Annotated in this window: 16 protein-coding genes; 6 read left to right on the forward strand and 10 right to left on the reverse strand. The window is 72.6% G+C overall.

Translation table 11 applies throughout. From position 1 onward, the window contains the following. The first annotated feature begins 36 nt into the window (after positions 1–36). Both ACFQZ6_RS04870 and ACFQZ6_RS04875 read left to right on the forward strand, forming a co-directional pair. Positions 37–912: an undecaprenyl-diphosphate phosphatase gene (locus ACFQZ6_RS04870; protein ID WP_381605116.1), complete on the forward strand. Its 876-nt coding sequence runs from the start codon at positions 37–39 to the stop codon at positions 910–912. Positions 913–1,013: 101 nt separating this feature from the next. Continuing rightward, positions 1,014–1,208, forward strand: a complete 195-nt coding sequence (locus tag ACFQZ6_RS04875; protein WP_381605117.1) for a hypothetical protein — start codon at positions 1,014–1,016, stop codon at positions 1,206–1,208. Positions 1,209–1,275: 67 nt separating this feature from the next. Here the strand turns inward: ACFQZ6_RS04875 and ACFQZ6_RS04880 are convergent, their stop codons facing one another. Beyond that, positions 1,276–2,016 (reverse strand): SDR family NAD(P)-dependent oxidoreductase, encoded by a 741-nt coding sequence (locus tag ACFQZ6_RS04880; RefSeq protein ID WP_381605118.1) that lies wholly within the window; start codon positions 2,014–2,016, stop codon positions 1,276–1,278. 91 nt (positions 2,017–2,107) lie between these two features. On the opposite strand from ACFQZ6_RS04880, the gene ACFQZ6_RS04885 reads away from it, so the two are divergent. Further along, positions 2,108–2,620 carry a nuclear transport factor 2 family protein gene (locus ACFQZ6_RS04885; RefSeq protein WP_381605119.1) on the forward strand — a complete coding sequence of 171 codons (513 nt, stop codon included), beginning with the start codon at positions 2,108–2,110 and terminating at the stop codon, positions 2,618–2,620. A 67-nt stretch (positions 2,621–2,687) separates the two neighbouring features. Beyond that, the gene (gene lnt, locus ACFQZ6_RS04890) at positions 2,688–4,547 is read left to right on the forward strand and encodes an apolipoprotein N-acyltransferase (protein ID WP_381605120.1); all 1,860 of its coding nucleotides are present in this window, start codon (positions 2,688–2,690) and stop codon (positions 4,545–4,547) included. On the opposite strand, the gene ACFQZ6_RS04895 is transcribed toward lnt, so the two are convergent. Further along, on the reverse strand, positions 4,462–5,376 hold the full coding sequence (locus tag ACFQZ6_RS04895) for a Gfo/Idh/MocA family protein (protein ID WP_381605121.1): 915 nt from the start codon (positions 5,374–5,376) through the stop codon (positions 4,462–4,464). The genes lnt and ACFQZ6_RS04895 overlap by 86 nt on opposite strands. 57 nt (positions 5,377–5,433) lie before the next feature. On the opposite strand from ACFQZ6_RS04895, the gene ACFQZ6_RS04900 reads away from it, so the two are divergent. Beyond that, on the forward strand, positions 5,434–5,718 hold the full coding sequence (locus tag ACFQZ6_RS04900) for a hypothetical protein (RefSeq protein WP_381605122.1): 285 nt from the start codon (positions 5,434–5,436) through the stop codon (positions 5,716–5,718). Between the two features lie 113 nt (positions 5,719–5,831). Further along, complete coding sequence (locus tag ACFQZ6_RS04905; protein WP_381605123.1) at positions 5,832–6,356, forward strand: hypothetical protein; 525 nt, start codon at positions 5,832–5,834, stop codon at positions 6,354–6,356. A 29-nt stretch (positions 6,357–6,385) separates the two neighbouring features. Here ACFQZ6_RS04905 and ACFQZ6_RS04910 read toward each other — a convergent pair whose 3' ends face one another. The 8 genes from ACFQZ6_RS04910 to pntB all read right to left on the reverse strand — a co-directional run bounded on the left by ACFQZ6_RS04910 (position 6,386) and on the right by pntB (position 13,987). Then, complete coding sequence (locus tag ACFQZ6_RS04910; RefSeq protein WP_381605124.1) at positions 6,386–6,874, reverse strand: hypothetical protein; 489 nt, start codon at positions 6,872–6,874, stop codon at positions 6,386–6,388. 129 nt (positions 6,875–7,003) lie between these two features. Beyond that, a complete protein-coding gene (locus ACFQZ6_RS04915; RefSeq protein WP_381605125.1) occupies positions 7,004–7,687 on the reverse strand; it encodes a uracil-DNA glycosylase in 684 nt (227 codons plus the stop codon). A 93-nt stretch (positions 7,688–7,780) separates the two neighbouring features. Continuing rightward, a complete protein-coding gene (locus ACFQZ6_RS04920) occupies positions 7,781–9,358 on the reverse strand; it encodes an ABC transporter substrate-binding protein (RefSeq protein WP_381605126.1) in 1,578 nt (525 codons plus the stop codon). A gap of 228 nt (positions 9,359–9,586) precedes the next feature. Next, positions 9,587–10,342: an SDR family oxidoreductase gene (locus ACFQZ6_RS04925; RefSeq protein ID WP_381605127.1), complete on the reverse strand. Its 756-nt coding sequence runs from the start codon at positions 10,340–10,342 to the stop codon at positions 9,587–9,589. A gap of 17 nt (positions 10,343–10,359) precedes the next feature. Continuing rightward, positions 10,360–11,121, reverse strand: coding sequence for a 3-oxoacyl-ACP reductase FabG (gene fabG, locus ACFQZ6_RS04930; protein WP_381605128.1), 762 nt, complete (start codon positions 11,119–11,121; stop codon positions 10,360–10,362). 135 nt (positions 11,122–11,256) lie between these two features. Continuing rightward, positions 11,257–11,640: a DUF3037 domain-containing protein gene (locus ACFQZ6_RS04935; RefSeq protein WP_381605129.1), complete on the reverse strand. Its 384-nt coding sequence runs from the start codon at positions 11,638–11,640 to the stop codon at positions 11,257–11,259. Beyond that, positions 11,637–12,392: a HipA family kinase gene (locus ACFQZ6_RS04940; protein ID WP_381605130.1), complete on the reverse strand. Its 756-nt coding sequence runs from the start codon at positions 12,390–12,392 to the stop codon at positions 11,637–11,639. The genes ACFQZ6_RS04935 and ACFQZ6_RS04940 overlap by 4 nt, the downstream gene beginning before the upstream one ends. Before the next feature lie 122 nt (positions 12,393–12,514). Beyond that, positions 12,515–13,987: a Re/Si-specific NAD(P)(+) transhydrogenase subunit beta gene (pntB, locus tag ACFQZ6_RS04945; protein ID WP_381605131.1), complete on the reverse strand. Its 1,473-nt coding sequence runs from the start codon at positions 13,985–13,987 to the stop codon at positions 12,515–12,517. Positions 13,988–13,991 lie beyond the last annotated feature (4 nt).

Genomic DNA, 13,991 nt, shown 5'->3' on the forward strand with positions numbered 1-13,991 from the left:
CCCGTTCCACGATCGGCACTTGGACTCCGTAACTTCATGTCTTGGTTCGAATCACTCATCCTCGGACTCGTCCAGGGGCTGACCGAGTTCCTCCCCGTGTCCTCCAGCGCCCACCTGCGCCTCACCGCGGCCTTCTCCGGCTGGGAGGACCCGGGCGCCGCCTTCACGGCGATCACGCAGATCGGTACGGAGGCGGCCGTGCTGATCTACTTCCGCAAGGACATCGGCAGGATCCTCGCCGCGTGGACCCGCTCGCTGTACGACCGGGAGTGGCGCAGCGACCACGACGCCCAGATGGGCTGGCTGGTGATCGTCGGGTCGATCCCGATCGGTGTGCTCGGGGTGACGCTGAAGGACCAGATCGAGGGCCCGTTCCGGGACCTGCGGATCACCGCCACCATGCTGGTCGTGGTCGGCATCGTCATCGGCGTCGCCGACCGCCTCGCGGCCCGCGACGAGACCGGCGGACGGCACCGCGCGCCCCGCGCCCGCAAGGAACTCAAGGACCTCGGCGTCAAGGACGGCCTGATCTTCGGCCTCTGCCAGGCGGCGGCGCTGGTCCCGGGCGTCTCGCGGTCCGGCGCGACCATCAGCGGCGGCCTGTTCATGGGCTACCGGCGCGAGGCCGCCGCCCGCTACTCCTTCCTCCTCGCCATCCCGGCCGTCCTCGCCTCCGGCATGTTCGAGCTGAAGGACGCCATGGAGACCGGCCATGTCTCCTGGGGTCCGACGATCTTCGCCACGGTGATCGCCTTCGGCAGCGGCTACGCCGTGATCGCCTGGTTCATGAAGTTCATCTCGACCAAGAGCTTCATGCCGTTCGTCTACTACCGCGTCGCGCTCGGCATCATCCTCATCGCCCTGGTGGCGTTCGGCGTGCTCAGCCCGCACGCGGGCGAACCGGCGCACTGACGGCCACGGTCCGCCCCGCACCGACCGCATCCGGCCACGGCGTGCGGTCTGCGTAGCGGAGCGGTAGCGCAGTGTCAGACCTTGCCCCTAGTCTGGCCCGCATGTCCCCCGACTCCCTGACGCCCGGCGCCCCACCGCCCGGCGCCCCTCGCCCCGCAGCCGAGGTGAACGAGCAGATCCGCGCCCTGTGGCTCCGCACGGGCGGCAGACTCTCGCCCCAGGAGCGCGCGGAGTACGAACTCCTGGTGGTGGAGTGGGCCGCGGCGATCCGCGACGGCGTCATCGAGGCGGCCTGACCCCGCCCAGCGTGGCGTGCGGTGGCCCGCCATCCTGACGGTCACATCCCGCCCGCCCCCCTGACGGTCACATCCCGCCCGCCACCCGCAGCACCGTCCCCGTCGTGTACGAGGCGTCCGGTGACATCAGCCAGGACACCGCCGCGGCGATCTCCTCGGGCTGGCCGGGGCGGCGCAGGGGGATGCGGGGCGCCGCCTGGTGGGCGCGGTCGGGGGCGCCCATGGCGGCGTGGATGTCGGTGTCGGTGGTGCCGGGGGCTACCGCGGTGACACGGATGCCGTCCGGGCCCAGTTCCTTCGCCAGGCCCACGGTCAGGGCGTCGACGGCGGCCTTCGTGGCGGCGTAGTGCACGTACTCGCCGGGGCTGCCCAGGGTGGCGGCGGCCGAGGAGACGTTCACGATCACGCCGGTGCCGCGGGGCGTCATCAGCCGCGCCGCCCGGCGCGCGCACAGCAGCGCGCCCAGGACGTTGACGTCGACGACCCGGCGCAGCACGGCGGTGTCGGTGTCGGCGAGCCGTCCGAGGGGTCCCGTCACCCCGGCGTTGTTCACCAGCCCCGTCACCGGCCCGAGCCGGTCCTCGGCGGTGTCGAAGAGCCGGTCCACGTCCGCCGCGACCGAGGTGTCCATCCGTACGGCGACACAGCGCCCGCCCGCCGCGCGCACGCCCTCGGCCACCGTCTCGGCGGCCCCGGCGTCCCGGACGTAGCCGAGGGCGACGTCGTGCCCGTCCGCGGCCAGCCGCAGGCAGACAGCGGCGCCGATGCCCCGGCTGCCGCCGGTGACGACTGTGACAGGACGAGTCATGGGGTGTCTCCCGAGGTTAGGGGCCGAAGTGGATCAGCTTAGGACCGCACGCCCCCTTGGCGGGACCGGCCCCGTGCCCAACACTGAGCCGATGACGCAGCGTGTGGAGCTGGCGACCGTGATGGACCGACTCGCCGTCGACGACCTGATCACCGACTACGCGGGGGCGGTGGACGACGGGGACTGGGACGGCTACCGAAGACTCTTCGCCCCGGACGGCCGCGCCGACTACCGCTCGGCGGGCGGCATCGAGGGGGACGCCGGGGAGGTCGCCGGGTGGCTCGCGGAGAGCCTCGGGCCGTTCTCGGCGCGGCAGCACCTGATCGTCAACCGGCGGGTGCGGTTCGGGCTGCTGGAGCGGGACACCGGCGACACCGCGCGGGTCCGGGCCGACTACGTCAATCCGATGCGGTTCGCCGCCGACACCACGTCCGCCGACACCGCGTCCGCCGACACCGCCTCCGGCGTGCCCGACTTCCTCTGCGGCGGCCGGTACGACTTCGCGCTGCTGCGGACGGCCGAGGGCTGGCGGCTGCGCGAGGTGGTCGTCCAGGAGAAGTGGCGCCGTCTGCCGGACCGGCCGGGCGCCGGTGTGATCGACTGACCCGGCGCTTCCGGTTTGAGATCGTCCGCAGCGCGCACACTGACCCCAGCGGGTAGGGAGGCGCCGTATGAAGTGGTCCGGCCAGTGGCTCACCTCCCCCTGGCGGCGCTCGGTGACGGCCGCGGCGGCGGGCGCGCTGCCGATGCTGGCCTTCCCCGCGCCGTCCTGGTGGTGGTTCGCCTGGGTCGCCCTGGTGCCGTGGCTGCTGCTCGCCCGCACCGCGCCGACCGGCAGGCGCGCGCTGTACGACGGCTGGTCGGGCGGCTTCGGCTTCATGCTGGCCGTGCACCACTGGCTGCTGCCCAACCTGCACGTCTTCACCTTCGTCATCGCCGCGCTGCTCGGCGCGCTGTGGGCGCCCTGGGGCTGGCTCGCGCGCCGGTTCCTGGGCGGGGCGCCCGGGGCGCGCCGGACCGCGGCGGCGCTGCTCGTGCTGCCGTCCGGCTGGCTGACGGTGGAGCTGGTCCGCTCCTGGGAGGCCCTGGGCGGGCCGTGGGGGATGCTCGGGGCCAGCCAGTGGCAGCGGGAACCGGCACTGCGGCTGGCCTCGGTGGGCGGCGTGTGGCTGCTGAGCTTCCTGGTGGTGACCGTGAACGTGGCGGTCGCGGTGCTGGTAGCGCTCGCCGCACGCAGGCTCTCGCCCCCGGCGCCCGCCCGGACCGCGCCGACCGCCAGCGCCCGGACCGCCTCGACCGACCCCGCCCGGCCCACCGGTACCGCGCCCGCCCAGACCACCGCGACCGCGTCCACCGGGACCGCCGCGACCGACCCCGCCCGGACCGCGCCCACCCAGCCCACCGGAACCGCACCCGCCCAGACCACCGCGACCGCGCCCACCGGGACCGCCTCGACCGACCCCGCCCGGACCGCGCCGACCGCCCGTGCCCTCGCCCGGACCGCCGTCACCGCGCCCGCGCTCACCGCCGTCACCGCCCTCGCCCTGACCGCCGTGGCCGCCACCGCCGCCCACCTGTGGTCCCCCCGCCCCGGCACCGACGCCCACGTGCGCGTCGCTGTCGTACAGCCCGGCGTCGTAGGCGGCCCCGCCAGCGCGGACCGGCGCTTCGACCTGGAGGAGCGGCTGACCCGGAGCCTCGCCGGGCAGGACGTCGACCTCATCGTCTGGGGCGAGAGCAGCGTCGGCTTCGACCTCGGGGAGCGGCCCGAGCTGACCCGGCGACTGGCCGCCCTCTCCCGCGAGACGGGCGCCGACATCCTGGTGAACGTGGACGCGCGCCGCTCCGACCGGCCCGGCATCTACAAGAGTTCCGTCCTGGTCGGCCCCGAGGGCCGCACCGGCGACCGCTACGACAAGATGCGGCTGGTCCCGTTCGGCGAGTACATCCCGGCCCGCTCCCTGCTCGGCTGGGCGACCTCGGTCGGCAAGGCCGCCGCCGAGGACCGCAGGCGCGGCACCGAACAGGTCGTGATGGACGTCGGGGACGGCCTCCGCGTCGGCCCGATGGTCTGCTTCGAGTCGGCCTTCCCCGACCTCAGCCGTGCCCTCGCCCGCGACGGCGCGGACGTGCTCGTCGCCCAGTCCGCGACCTCCACCTTCCAGCAGAGCTGGGCGCCCGCCCAGCACGCCTCGCTCGCCGCGCTGCGCGCCGCGGAGACCGGCCGCCCGATGGTGCACGCCACGCTGACCGGCGTCTCGGCGGTGTACGGCCCGGACGGGCACCGCGTGGGCTCCTGGCTGGGCACGGACGCGAGCGCCGCGCGGGTGTACGCGGTGCCGCTCGCGGACGGGGTCACGCCGTACGCCAGGCTCGGCGCCTGGCCGGTGTACGCGGCGCTGCTGGTGCTGGCCGCGTACGGCCTGACGGAGGGGACCCGACGGGTCAGGCGGACGCGGCGGCGCGATCCTGAACCGCGCGTACCACCCGCTCGCACAGTTCGTGCGTCGCCAGCGCGTCCCGGGCGCTGAGCGTCTTCCCGGCCCGGACGGCGTCCAGGAAGGCCAGCGCCGCCTGCTCGATGCCGCGCTGCCGGGCCACCGGCACCCAGTCCCCGCGTCGCCGCACGGTCGGCTGCCCCTTGTGGTCGACCACGTCGGAGATGTTGAGCACCTGCCGCTTGGTGTCCTGCCCGGACACCTCAAGGACCTCCTCCGTGGAGCCGCTGAGCCGGTTCATCACGCCGAGCGCGGTGAACCCGTCCCCGGCGAGCTGGAGCACGACGTGGTGCAGCAGCCCGCCCTCGGTGCGGGCGCGCACGGTCACGTCGTCGACCGGTCCCGGCACCAGGAAGCGGAGGGTGTCGACGACGTGGATGAAGTCGTCGAGGACCATCGTGCGCGGCTCCTCGGGCAGGCCGACGCGGTTCTTCTGCATCACGATCAGCTCGCGCGGGTGCTCGGCGCACTGCGCGTACGCGGGCGCGAAGCGCCGGTTGAACCCGACCGCGAGCGACACGCCCCGCTCCTCGGCCAGCTCCACCAGCCGCTCGGAGTCGGGGAGTTCGTAGGCGAGCGGCTTGTCGACGTAGGTCGGTATGCCCGCCTCAAGGAGCCGGGTGACGATCTGCGGGTGGACGTCCGTGGGGGCGTGCACGAACGCCGCGTCGAGGCCCTGCGCGAGCAGCGCGTCCAGGTCGGCGTGGCGCCGCTCCGCGGGGAGGTGGAGGCTGTCCGCGACCCGGGTGAGGGTGGCGGGCGTACGGGTCTGGAGGTGCAGCTCCACCCCGGGCTGGACGCCGAGCACCGGCAGGTACGCCTTCTGCGCGATGTCGCCGAGTCCGATGCAGCCGACCTTCACCTGGGTCTCCTCTACCGCTTGCCTGAGCCTGCTCTCCCGGCAGCATACGGGCGCGGCGTGCGCCGCCAGTCGGCGATCCCGGCGAAGCCGCGCAGGAGGAGCGCGGACATCACGCCCAGCGCCGTGTCCCGTACGGCGACCCCGACCCGGCTGCACGTCACGTTCCCGCGGGCGATCCACACCGCCTGGCACGCGAGGGCCGTCGCACGCGGCAGCCGAGCCGCGCCGCACACGGGCAGGCCGTCGGTGCGGGCGAGGACCCTACGCCGCCGCCGTCACCCGGCCGGGGGCCGCGCCCCCGACGACGAGCGGGCCGAACTGCTGCGCCGCTACGGCGACTGACGTCAGCCGCGCCCCCCGCGCACCCTCCCTACCGGGGACGGAGGTCACCCGTGTGGGGCAACCCGCGCTTGTTGGCCGTGCCCTGCCGGGGGTGACCCAGCAGAGTGGCGCGGGTGCATCGAACGACGACCACCGCAGCGCTTCTGGTCACCGTGGCCGTCTCGGCCCTCTCCGGCTGTACGACGGTCCCCCGCCCGCCCGTGCCCGGCCCGCCCGCGCCGCCGTCCACGGCCCCGGCGCAGCGCCCGGACCGCGAGACGGAGCCGCAGATCGTGCAGGCCCCCGCGCGTGAGGCCCTGGAGCTGATCGCCCCCGCCCCGCGCCCGGCCACCCCCGGTACACCCGCGCCGCGCCAGTCCCCGCCCGCCCACAGCTCCCAGGCGCACCCGGACGCCCGCCCCGAGGCCCCCCGCCGCTCCCCCGAGCACCGCCGGACCGACCCCCCGCGCCCGGCGACCAGCCCAGCGCGCCCCGCGGGCCCCGCACGCCCCGCCGCCCCCGCGCCCCCCGAGATCCCGGACGTGTCCCGCACCGTCCGCGAGCAGACCGACGTCTGCGCCCTGGGCACCCGGTACGGCGGCTGGCGCCCCGACAGCCCGGAGTCACGGACCTGCGAGAAGGTGTACGGCCGCCGCTAGGAGCCGCCGAAAGCCCTTTCGGCCACCCGCTACCCGTCCTCGCCGCCCATCCCCAGCCGCAGCTCAAGACGCCCGATCGCCGCCCGCACCCCGTCGCCGTAGCTGTCGTCGGCGAGCGCGGCGGCGGCGCACCTGGCGCGTCTGAGGTGGCTGCGGGCGGCCTCCGCGCGGCCGAGCTTCACATAGTCGGCGGCGAGGTTCAGATGCAGGGACGGGTAGAGCGCCCGCACCGCCAGGGTGCCGTCGTGGCGGGCGAGGCGGTCGTCGGAGAGTTCCTCCGCGGCGCCCAGCGCCCGCAGGTCCCAGGCGAGTTCGTCGGCCGGGTCGTCATGGGTGTCGGCCATGTAGTGGGCGAGGGTGCACCGGTGCAGCGGGTCGCCGTCCTCACCGATCTCCGCCCACAGCGTCAGGAAGCGCTGCCGGGCCTCCTCCCGGTCCCCCGCGTGATGCAGCATCACGACCTGACCGATCCGCGTCATCACCGCGTCCGGTGCCACCTGCTCCCGCCGCTCCGCCATCGAGCCCTCCGCACCCTCACCAGCCGTCCGTCGTCTCCCCGACGCTAACCGCAGGCACCGACAATCCCGGCGAGGCGGCTCCGTAGGCGGCTGCGGGGACCGGACCCGACCGGTCCCCGCAGCCCCCGGTCAGCCCAGGTCGGGGATGCGCCAGTCGATCGGCTCGTGGCCCTGCGCGGCGATCGCCTCGTTGATCTGCGTGAACGGCTTGGAGCCGAAGAACTTCTTCGCCGACAGCGGTGAGGGGTGGGCGCCCTTCACCACCGCGTGCCGGGACTCGTCGATCAGCGGGAGCTTCTTCTGCGCGTAGTTCCCCCACAGCACGAACACCGCCGGGTCGGGCCGCTCGGCCACCGCGCGGATCACCGCGTCGGTGAACTTCTCCCAGCCCTTGCCCTTGTGCGAGTTGGCCTCACCGGCGCGGACCGTGAGCACCGCGTTGAGCAGCAGCACGCCCTGCTGGGCCCACGGCATCAGATAGCCGTTGTCCGGGACGGGCAGGCCCAGCTCCGACTGCATCTCCTTGTAGATGTTCCGCAGCGAGGGCGGGGTCCTCACCCCGGGCCGCACCGAGAAGCACAGGCCGTGGCCCTGGCCCTCGCCGTGGTACGGGTCCTGACCGAGGACCAGCACCTTCACCCGGTCGTACGGCGTCGCGTCGAGGGCGGCGAAGACCTCCTCGCGCGGCGGGTAGACGGGACCCCTCGCCCGCTCCTCCTCGACGAACTCCGTCAGCTCCTTGAAGTAGGGCTTGTGCAGCTCGTCGCCCAGTACCCCGCGCCAGGACTCGGGCAGCATGGCGGTGTCGGTCACGTCAACTTCCTTACGGTGTGCGGTCGCTTGCAGTGCCTCAGAACCTACCGGCGACCACTGACAACCGCCCCCGTCACCCGGAGATCCGCGGCGTCACCAGCTCGTCTTGCGGGACAGCTCCCACATCATCATGATCGTCGACGGGTCCAGCGCCCGCTCCGCGCCCGAGATCTCCTCGCTGGCGGCCATGTACTGCTTGCCCTGCCACAGCGGCAGCAGCCGCGCGTCGTCGACGAGGATGTCCTGGGCCTCCTCGAAGTCCTTCGCGACCTGCGCCCGGTCGCTCTCCCGACGGGAGCGGGGCAGCAGTTCGTCGGTGATCCGGGTGGCGGGGTACGGCGTACCGAGGGCGTTCTCCTCGCCGACGAACGGGGCGATGAAGTTCTCGGCGTCGGGGAAGTCGGGGAACCAGCCGCGCCCGAACACCGGGTACTCGCCCTTCTGGTAGCCCTCCACGTAGGTCTTCCAGGGGCGGCTCTTCAGCGTAATCTTGAACAGGCCGGTGGCCTCCAACTGGCGCTTCAGCTCCTGGAACTGGGTGGCCGTCTCGGAGCCGTACCGGTCGGTGGTGTACCAGAAGGTGAGCGGCACCGGCTCGGTGATGCCCGCCTTGGTGAGGGTGTCGCGGGCCTTGTCGGCGTTCGGGTCGCCGTAGCTGTCGAAGAAGCCCGTGGTGTGGCCGGTCAGGCCCTTGGGGACCATGGAGTACAGCGGGTCCACGGTGTCCCGGTAGACCTTGTGCGCGATCGACGCCCGGTCGACGACCTGGGCGATCGCCTGGCGCACGGCGGGCTTGGCCGCCCACGGGTCCTTGGGGTTGAACACCAGGTAGCTGATGTCGGTGCCCGCGTTCTCGACGAGCTGGAGCCCGGAGTCGTTGTTGCGCTCCTGGAGTTCGAGGATGTCGCCGGAGCCCAGACCGCGGTAGGTGATGTCGATCTGCTGGTCCTTCAGGGCCTTGACCATGGCGGCGGAGTCACCGAAGTAGCGGATGGTCACCGCGTCGTTGCGGCGCTCGGCGTAGCCCTTGTAGTTGTCGTTGCGGACGAGTTCGGCCTGGTCACCCTCCTTGTACGACTTGAGGGTGTACGGCCCCGAGCCGCTGACCGAGGTGCCCTCGCGCAGCGCGTCGGCGGGGTAGTCGTCCGGGTCGACGATGGACATGGCGGGGGTGGCGAGCACGAACGGGAAGGTCGCGTCGGCCGTCTTGAGGTGGAAGGTGACCTCGCGGTCGCCGCGCGCCTGCACCCGCTCCAGGCTGCCGAGCAGGCTGGACGGGCCGCCGGGGACCTTGATGGTCATGATCCGGTCGATGGAGTACTTCACGGCCTGCGCGTCGAGCGCGGAGCCGTCCGCGAACTTCAGGCCCTCGCGCAGCTCGCAGCGGTAGGCGCGGTTGGAGCTGTCGGTGAACTCACAGCTCTCGGCGGCGTCGGGCTCGGGCGTGGTCGCGCCGATCGGGTAGCTGAGCAGCGTCTGGTAGATGTTGCGGAACAGCTCCCAGGAACCGTCATAGGCGGCGGCCGGGTCCAGGGTGCTGGGCGCGCTGGTGGTGCCCACGATGATGGGCCCCGCGTCGGAGTCGTCGTCGGAGAAGAAACCGCACCCCGCTACCAAGGATATGGACGCCAGCGCAGCCAGTTGCCGCAAGCATCGATTCCGGTTGAACACGCGCACGCTCCTCGATCTGCCATACCAAGGGTCGGCAGACATTACCGCAGCCTTTTGGGCCGTTGGACCATGCCCGTGCACGCTTCTTGATCAACCCGTGTCATGACTACGTTGTCAAACGTCGATGAGCTGCCCCTTTCCCACTGAAAGCTGTCCGTTGCACCGAAAAGGCGCCGAACCCCTCCGGCAGACGAGGGGTGCGGCGCCCACGGCGCGCGGCCAAGATCCTCAGTGGACCCCGGCGTTGAGGAAGATGCCACCGTCCACGACGAGCGTCTGGCCGGTGATCCAGTCGGACTGCTCGGAGGTGAGGAACGCGGCGGCGCCGCCGATGTCGGAGGGAACGCCGAGCCGCTGGAGCGGATAGGCGGCAGCCGCCTCCGCCTCCCGGCCTTCATAGAGGGCCTGCGCGAATTTCGTTTTGATCACGGCCGGAGCGATTGCGTTGACACGCACGGAGGGCGCGAATTCATGCGCGAGTTGCACCGTCAAATTGATCATCGCGGCCTTGCTGACGCCATAGGCGCCGATGAACGGGGACGGGGCGAGTCCGGCGACGGAGGCGATATTCACGATCGCGCCGCCGTTCTCCCGCTGCCACGCCTTCCAGGTCTGCTGGGCGAAGCCGAGCGCGGAGATCACATTGGTCTCGAAGACCTTGCGCGCGACGTTCAGGTCCAGCTCGGCGATCGGCCCGAACACCGGGTTGGTCCCGGCGTTGTTGACCAGGTAGTCCACCCGGCCGAAGGCCTCCATGGCGCGCTCCACGGCGACGGCCTGGTGGGCCTCGTCGTGCGCCTTGCCCGCGACGCCGATCGCGCGGTCGGAGCCGAGCTGGTCGACGGCCTCCTTCAGGGCGTCCTCGTTGCGGCCGGTGATGCAGACCCGGTCACCGCGCGCGATGAGGGCCTCGGCGACGCCGTAGCCGATGCCACGGCTGCCGCCGGTGATGAGGGCGACCTTGCCCGAGAGCTCCACAGTCATGTTGCTGCTCCAGATCCCTAGTTGAGCGGTCCGCCGGCGACGTACATCACCTGGCCGGAGACGAACCCGGCGTCGTCGCCCGTGAAGAAGGCGATCGCGTTGGCGATGTCCTCCGGACGGCCCACGCGCTGCACCGGGATCTGGGTGGCGGCGGCGGCCTGGAACTCCTCGAAGCCCATGCCGACGCGCTCCGCGGTGGCCTTGGTCATCTCGGTGACGATGAAGCCGGGCGCGACGGAGTTGGCGGTGATGCCGAACTTGCCCAGCTCCTTGGCGAGGGTCTTGGTGAAGCCCTGGAGACCGGCCTTGGCGGCGGCGTAGTTGACCTGGCCGCGGTTGCCGAGCGCGGAGGACGAGGAGAGGTTGACGATCCGGCCGAAGCCCGCGTCGACCATGTGCTTCTGGCACGCCTTGGTCATCAGGAACGAGCCGCGCAGGTGCACGTTCATGACCGTGTCCCAGTCGGCGGCGCTCATCTTGAACAGCAGGTTGTCGCGGAGCACGCCCGCGTTGTTCACCAGGATGGTGGGCGCGCCCAGCTCCTCGGCGATCCGCGCGACGGCCGCCTCGACCTGGGCCTCGTCGGAGACGTCACAGCCGACCGCGATCGCCCGGCCACCGGCGCCGGTGATCTGCTCGACGGTGTCCTTGCAGGCGGCCTCGTCGAGGTCGATCACGGCGACGGCCCGGCCCTCGGCCGCCAGGCGTACGGCGGTGGCCGCGCCGATTCCGCGCGCTCCGCCGGTGACTACGGCGACCCGCTGGTCAGTGCTGGACATGGCTGCTTCTCCTCGTCCTCGGGATGCGGCTCCGCGGTCCGCCCATCGGTGACCGACCGCTTAGTACCTTCAGCAGACGATGACGCTAGAAGCCCTGGCACCCGGTGTCAACGGCTCACCGCGCCGTGTGATCCATTACCTGACCAAGAGGTCGAGCAGCCGCTCCGCCTCGGCCGCCGGATCGGCGGTGAGCCCGGTGTGCACCGGCCCCGGCTGGACGACGGTGGAGCGCGGCGCGATCAGCCACCGAAAGCGCCGCCCGGCGTCGTCCGACGCCGCCTGGCCCGCCGCGGCGCCGCCCGCGCAGACGCCCTCCACGGCGCGCAGCGCGGCCCGCACGCCCCCGAGGTCCACCGCCGGGTCGAGGGCGAGCAGCCGCGCCTCGTCGAGGTGGGTGCGGGCGCCGACGTAGGACCTGGCGCGGCAGTACACCAGCACCCCGGCGTTGACGCACTCGCCGCGCTCGATCCGCGGGACGACCCGCAGCAGCGCGTACTCGTAGACGTGCCGGTCGCTCACTTGGTCCCCTGGATGCGCTCGTGGATGTCGGCGGCCCGCGCGAGCAGCGGCTCCGCGTAGGCCCGCCGCAGGTCGTCGGTGGTCTCGAAGCCGGGTTCACCGGCCAGCCAGACGTCGGGGATCTCGGCGGTGACCTCGGCGAGGAGGTCGGCCGTGACGCGGGGCGCGAGGTCGGCGGCAGCGGCGGCGACGTCCGGCGCGAAGGAGATCAGGGCGTGGTCGGAGGCGTCGTAGGGGCGGGCGGCGGAGGCGGTGGCGCCGGGCCAGTTGTGGTGCCAGATCATGGTGGCGCCGTGGTCGATCAGCCACAGCTCGCCGTGCCACACCAGCAGGTTGGGGTTGCGCCAGGACCGGTCGACGTTGTTCACCAGCGCGTCGAACCAGACGATCCGCCCCGCCTCCCTGGCGTCCACCGTGAAGGCGAGCGGGTCGAAGCCGAGGGCGCCGGACAGGAAGTCCATGCCGAGGTTGGTGCCGCCGCTGGACTTGAGCAGCTCCTGCACCTCCGGGTCGGGCTCGCCGAGCCCCAGCACCGGGTCGAGGCCGACGGTCACCAGGCGGGGCACGCGCAGGCCCAGTCGGCGGGCGAGTTCCCCGCAGACGACCTCCGCGACGAGCGTCTTGCGGCCCTGTCCGGCGCCGGTGAACTTCATGACGTACGGGCGGAAGTCGTCGCCCTCGACGAGTCCCGGCAGTGAGCCGCCCTCCCGCAGGGGCGTGACGTAGCGGGTCGCGGTGACCTCGTCCAGCATGTTTCCCAGGCCACCCTTTCGGCCTCCGGCGTGAAGTGAGCATCGTACCGAGGGTGATCACGCGCGCGCGGCGGACGGGGGAGGCGGCGCTCCCCCGGTCCGCCGCGCGACGCGGTCGCCGCTCACACGGAGGTGCTCTGCATCGCCGCCTCCCCGCCCTGCGACGCCGCGGAACCGGCGTCCAGCGGGCTCAGCGAGCGCAGGATCGCCTCCACGCTGGCCTTGGCGTCACCGAACAGCATCCGGCTGTTCTCCCGGAAGAACAGCGGGTTCTGCACGCCCGCGTACCCGGACGACATGGACCGCTTGAAGACGACGACGTTCTCCGCCTCCCACACCCGCAGCACCGGCATCCCGGCGATGGGGCTGGCCGGGTCCTCCTCCGCCGCGGGGTTGACGGTGTCGTTGGCGCCGATGACCAGCACGACCCCGGTGTCGCCGAAGTCGTCGTTGATCTCGTCCATCTCCAGGACGATGTCGTACGGCACCCGGGCCTCGGCCAGCAGCACGTTCATGTGGCCGGGGAGTCGGCCCGCCACCGGGTGGACGCCGAAGCGGACCTGGACGCCGCGCCGCCGCAGCGCCTGCGTCAGCTCCGCCACCGGGTGCTGGGCCTGCGCCACCGCCATGCCGTAGCCGGGGGTGATGATCACCGAGGTGGCGTTCTCCAGCAGTTCGGCGGTCTCCTGCGCGGTGGTCTCGCGGTGCTCGCCGTACTCGGTGTCACCGCCGGTCGGCGCCTCGACGCCGAAGCCACCGGCGATCACGGAGAGGAAGGACCGGTTCATCGCCTTGCACATGATGTACGACAGGTAGGCGCCGGAGGAGCCCACGAGCGCGCCGGTGACGATGAGCAGGTTGTTGTTGAGCAGGAAGCCCGCCGCCGCCGCGGCCCAGCCCGAGTAGCTGTTGAGCATGGAGACGACGACGGGCATGTCCCCGCCGCCGATGGAGACGACCAGGTGCCAGCCGAGCGCGAGGGCCAGCGCGGTGACGGCGATCATCAGGCCCAGGCCGGGGCTGGCCGTGAACCAGACCGTGAGCGCCACGAAGGCGACGAGCGCCCCGAGGTTGAGGGCGTTCTTGCCCGGCAGCGTCAGCGGGCGGGACTTGATCCGCGCCGACAGCTTCAGGTAGGCGACGATGGAGCCGGTGAAGGTGACGGCGCCGATGAAGATGCCGATGAACACCTCGGCGTGGTGGATGCCGAGCAGTTCGTCGGCGATCCGGCCCCGTCCGCCGTCGTGCGCCTCCACCTCGTAGTAGCTGTTCCAGCCGACCAGCACCGCGGCCAGGCCGACGAGGCTGTGCAGGACGGCGATGAGTTCCGGCATCTGGGTCATCTCCACCCGCCGGGCCCGCCACAGCCCGACGGCGGCGCCGACGACCGTGGCGACCACGATCAGCGTGACGGCGGTGCCCGAGATGTCCTGCGCGGCGGCGACGACGGTGGTGACGAGGGCGAGGGCCATGCCGCCGATGCCGTAGGCGACCCCGGCGCGGGAGGTGTTGTGGCGGGAGAGCCCGGCGAGGCTGAAGATGAACAGCAGCGCGGCGACGATGTCGGCGGCCTGTGCGGCCGTGGTTGCGGTCATCGGT

Source organism: Streptomyces flavalbus, assembly GCF_042674625.1.
In the GTDB taxonomy this organism is placed as follows: Bacteria; Actinomycetota; Actinomycetes; order Streptomycetales; family Streptomycetaceae; genus Streptomyces; species Streptomyces flavalbus.

Coding starts and splice junctions, on each gene's coding strand:
- fabG (WP_381605128.1), bottom strand. CDS start 11,121: ATGTCCAGCACTGACCAGCGGGTCGCCGTAGTCACCGGCGGAGCGCGC.
- ACFQZ6_RS04940 (WP_381605130.1), bottom strand. CDS start 12,392: ATGCTGGACGAGGTCACCGCGACCCGCTACGTCACGCCCCTGCGGGAG.
- ACFQZ6_RS04885 (WP_381605119.1), top strand. CDS start 2,108: ATGACGCAGCGTGTGGAGCTGGCGACCGTGATGGACCGACTCGCCGTC.
- ACFQZ6_RS04925 (WP_381605127.1), bottom strand. CDS start 10,342: ATGACTGTGGAGCTCTCGGGCAAGGTCGCCCTCATCACCGGCGGCAGC.
- pntB (WP_381605131.1), bottom strand. CDS start 13,987: ATGACCGCAACCACGGCCGCACAGGCCGCCGACATCGTCGCCGCGCTG.
- ACFQZ6_RS04875 (WP_381605117.1), top strand. CDS start 1,014: ATGTCCCCCGACTCCCTGACGCCCGGCGCCCCACCGCCCGGCGCCCCT.
- ACFQZ6_RS04870 (WP_381605116.1), top strand. CDS start 37: ATGTCTTGGTTCGAATCACTCATCCTCGGACTCGTCCAGGGGCTGACC.
- ACFQZ6_RS04880 (WP_381605118.1), bottom strand. CDS start 2,016: ATGACTCGTCCTGTCACAGTCGTCACCGGCGGCAGCCGGGGCATCGGC.
- ACFQZ6_RS04910 (WP_381605124.1), bottom strand. CDS start 6,874: ATGGCGGAGCGGCGGGAGCAGGTGGCACCGGACGCGGTGATGACGCGG.
- lnt (WP_381605120.1), top strand. CDS start 2,688: ATGAAGTGGTCCGGCCAGTGGCTCACCTCCCCCTGGCGGCGCTCGGTG.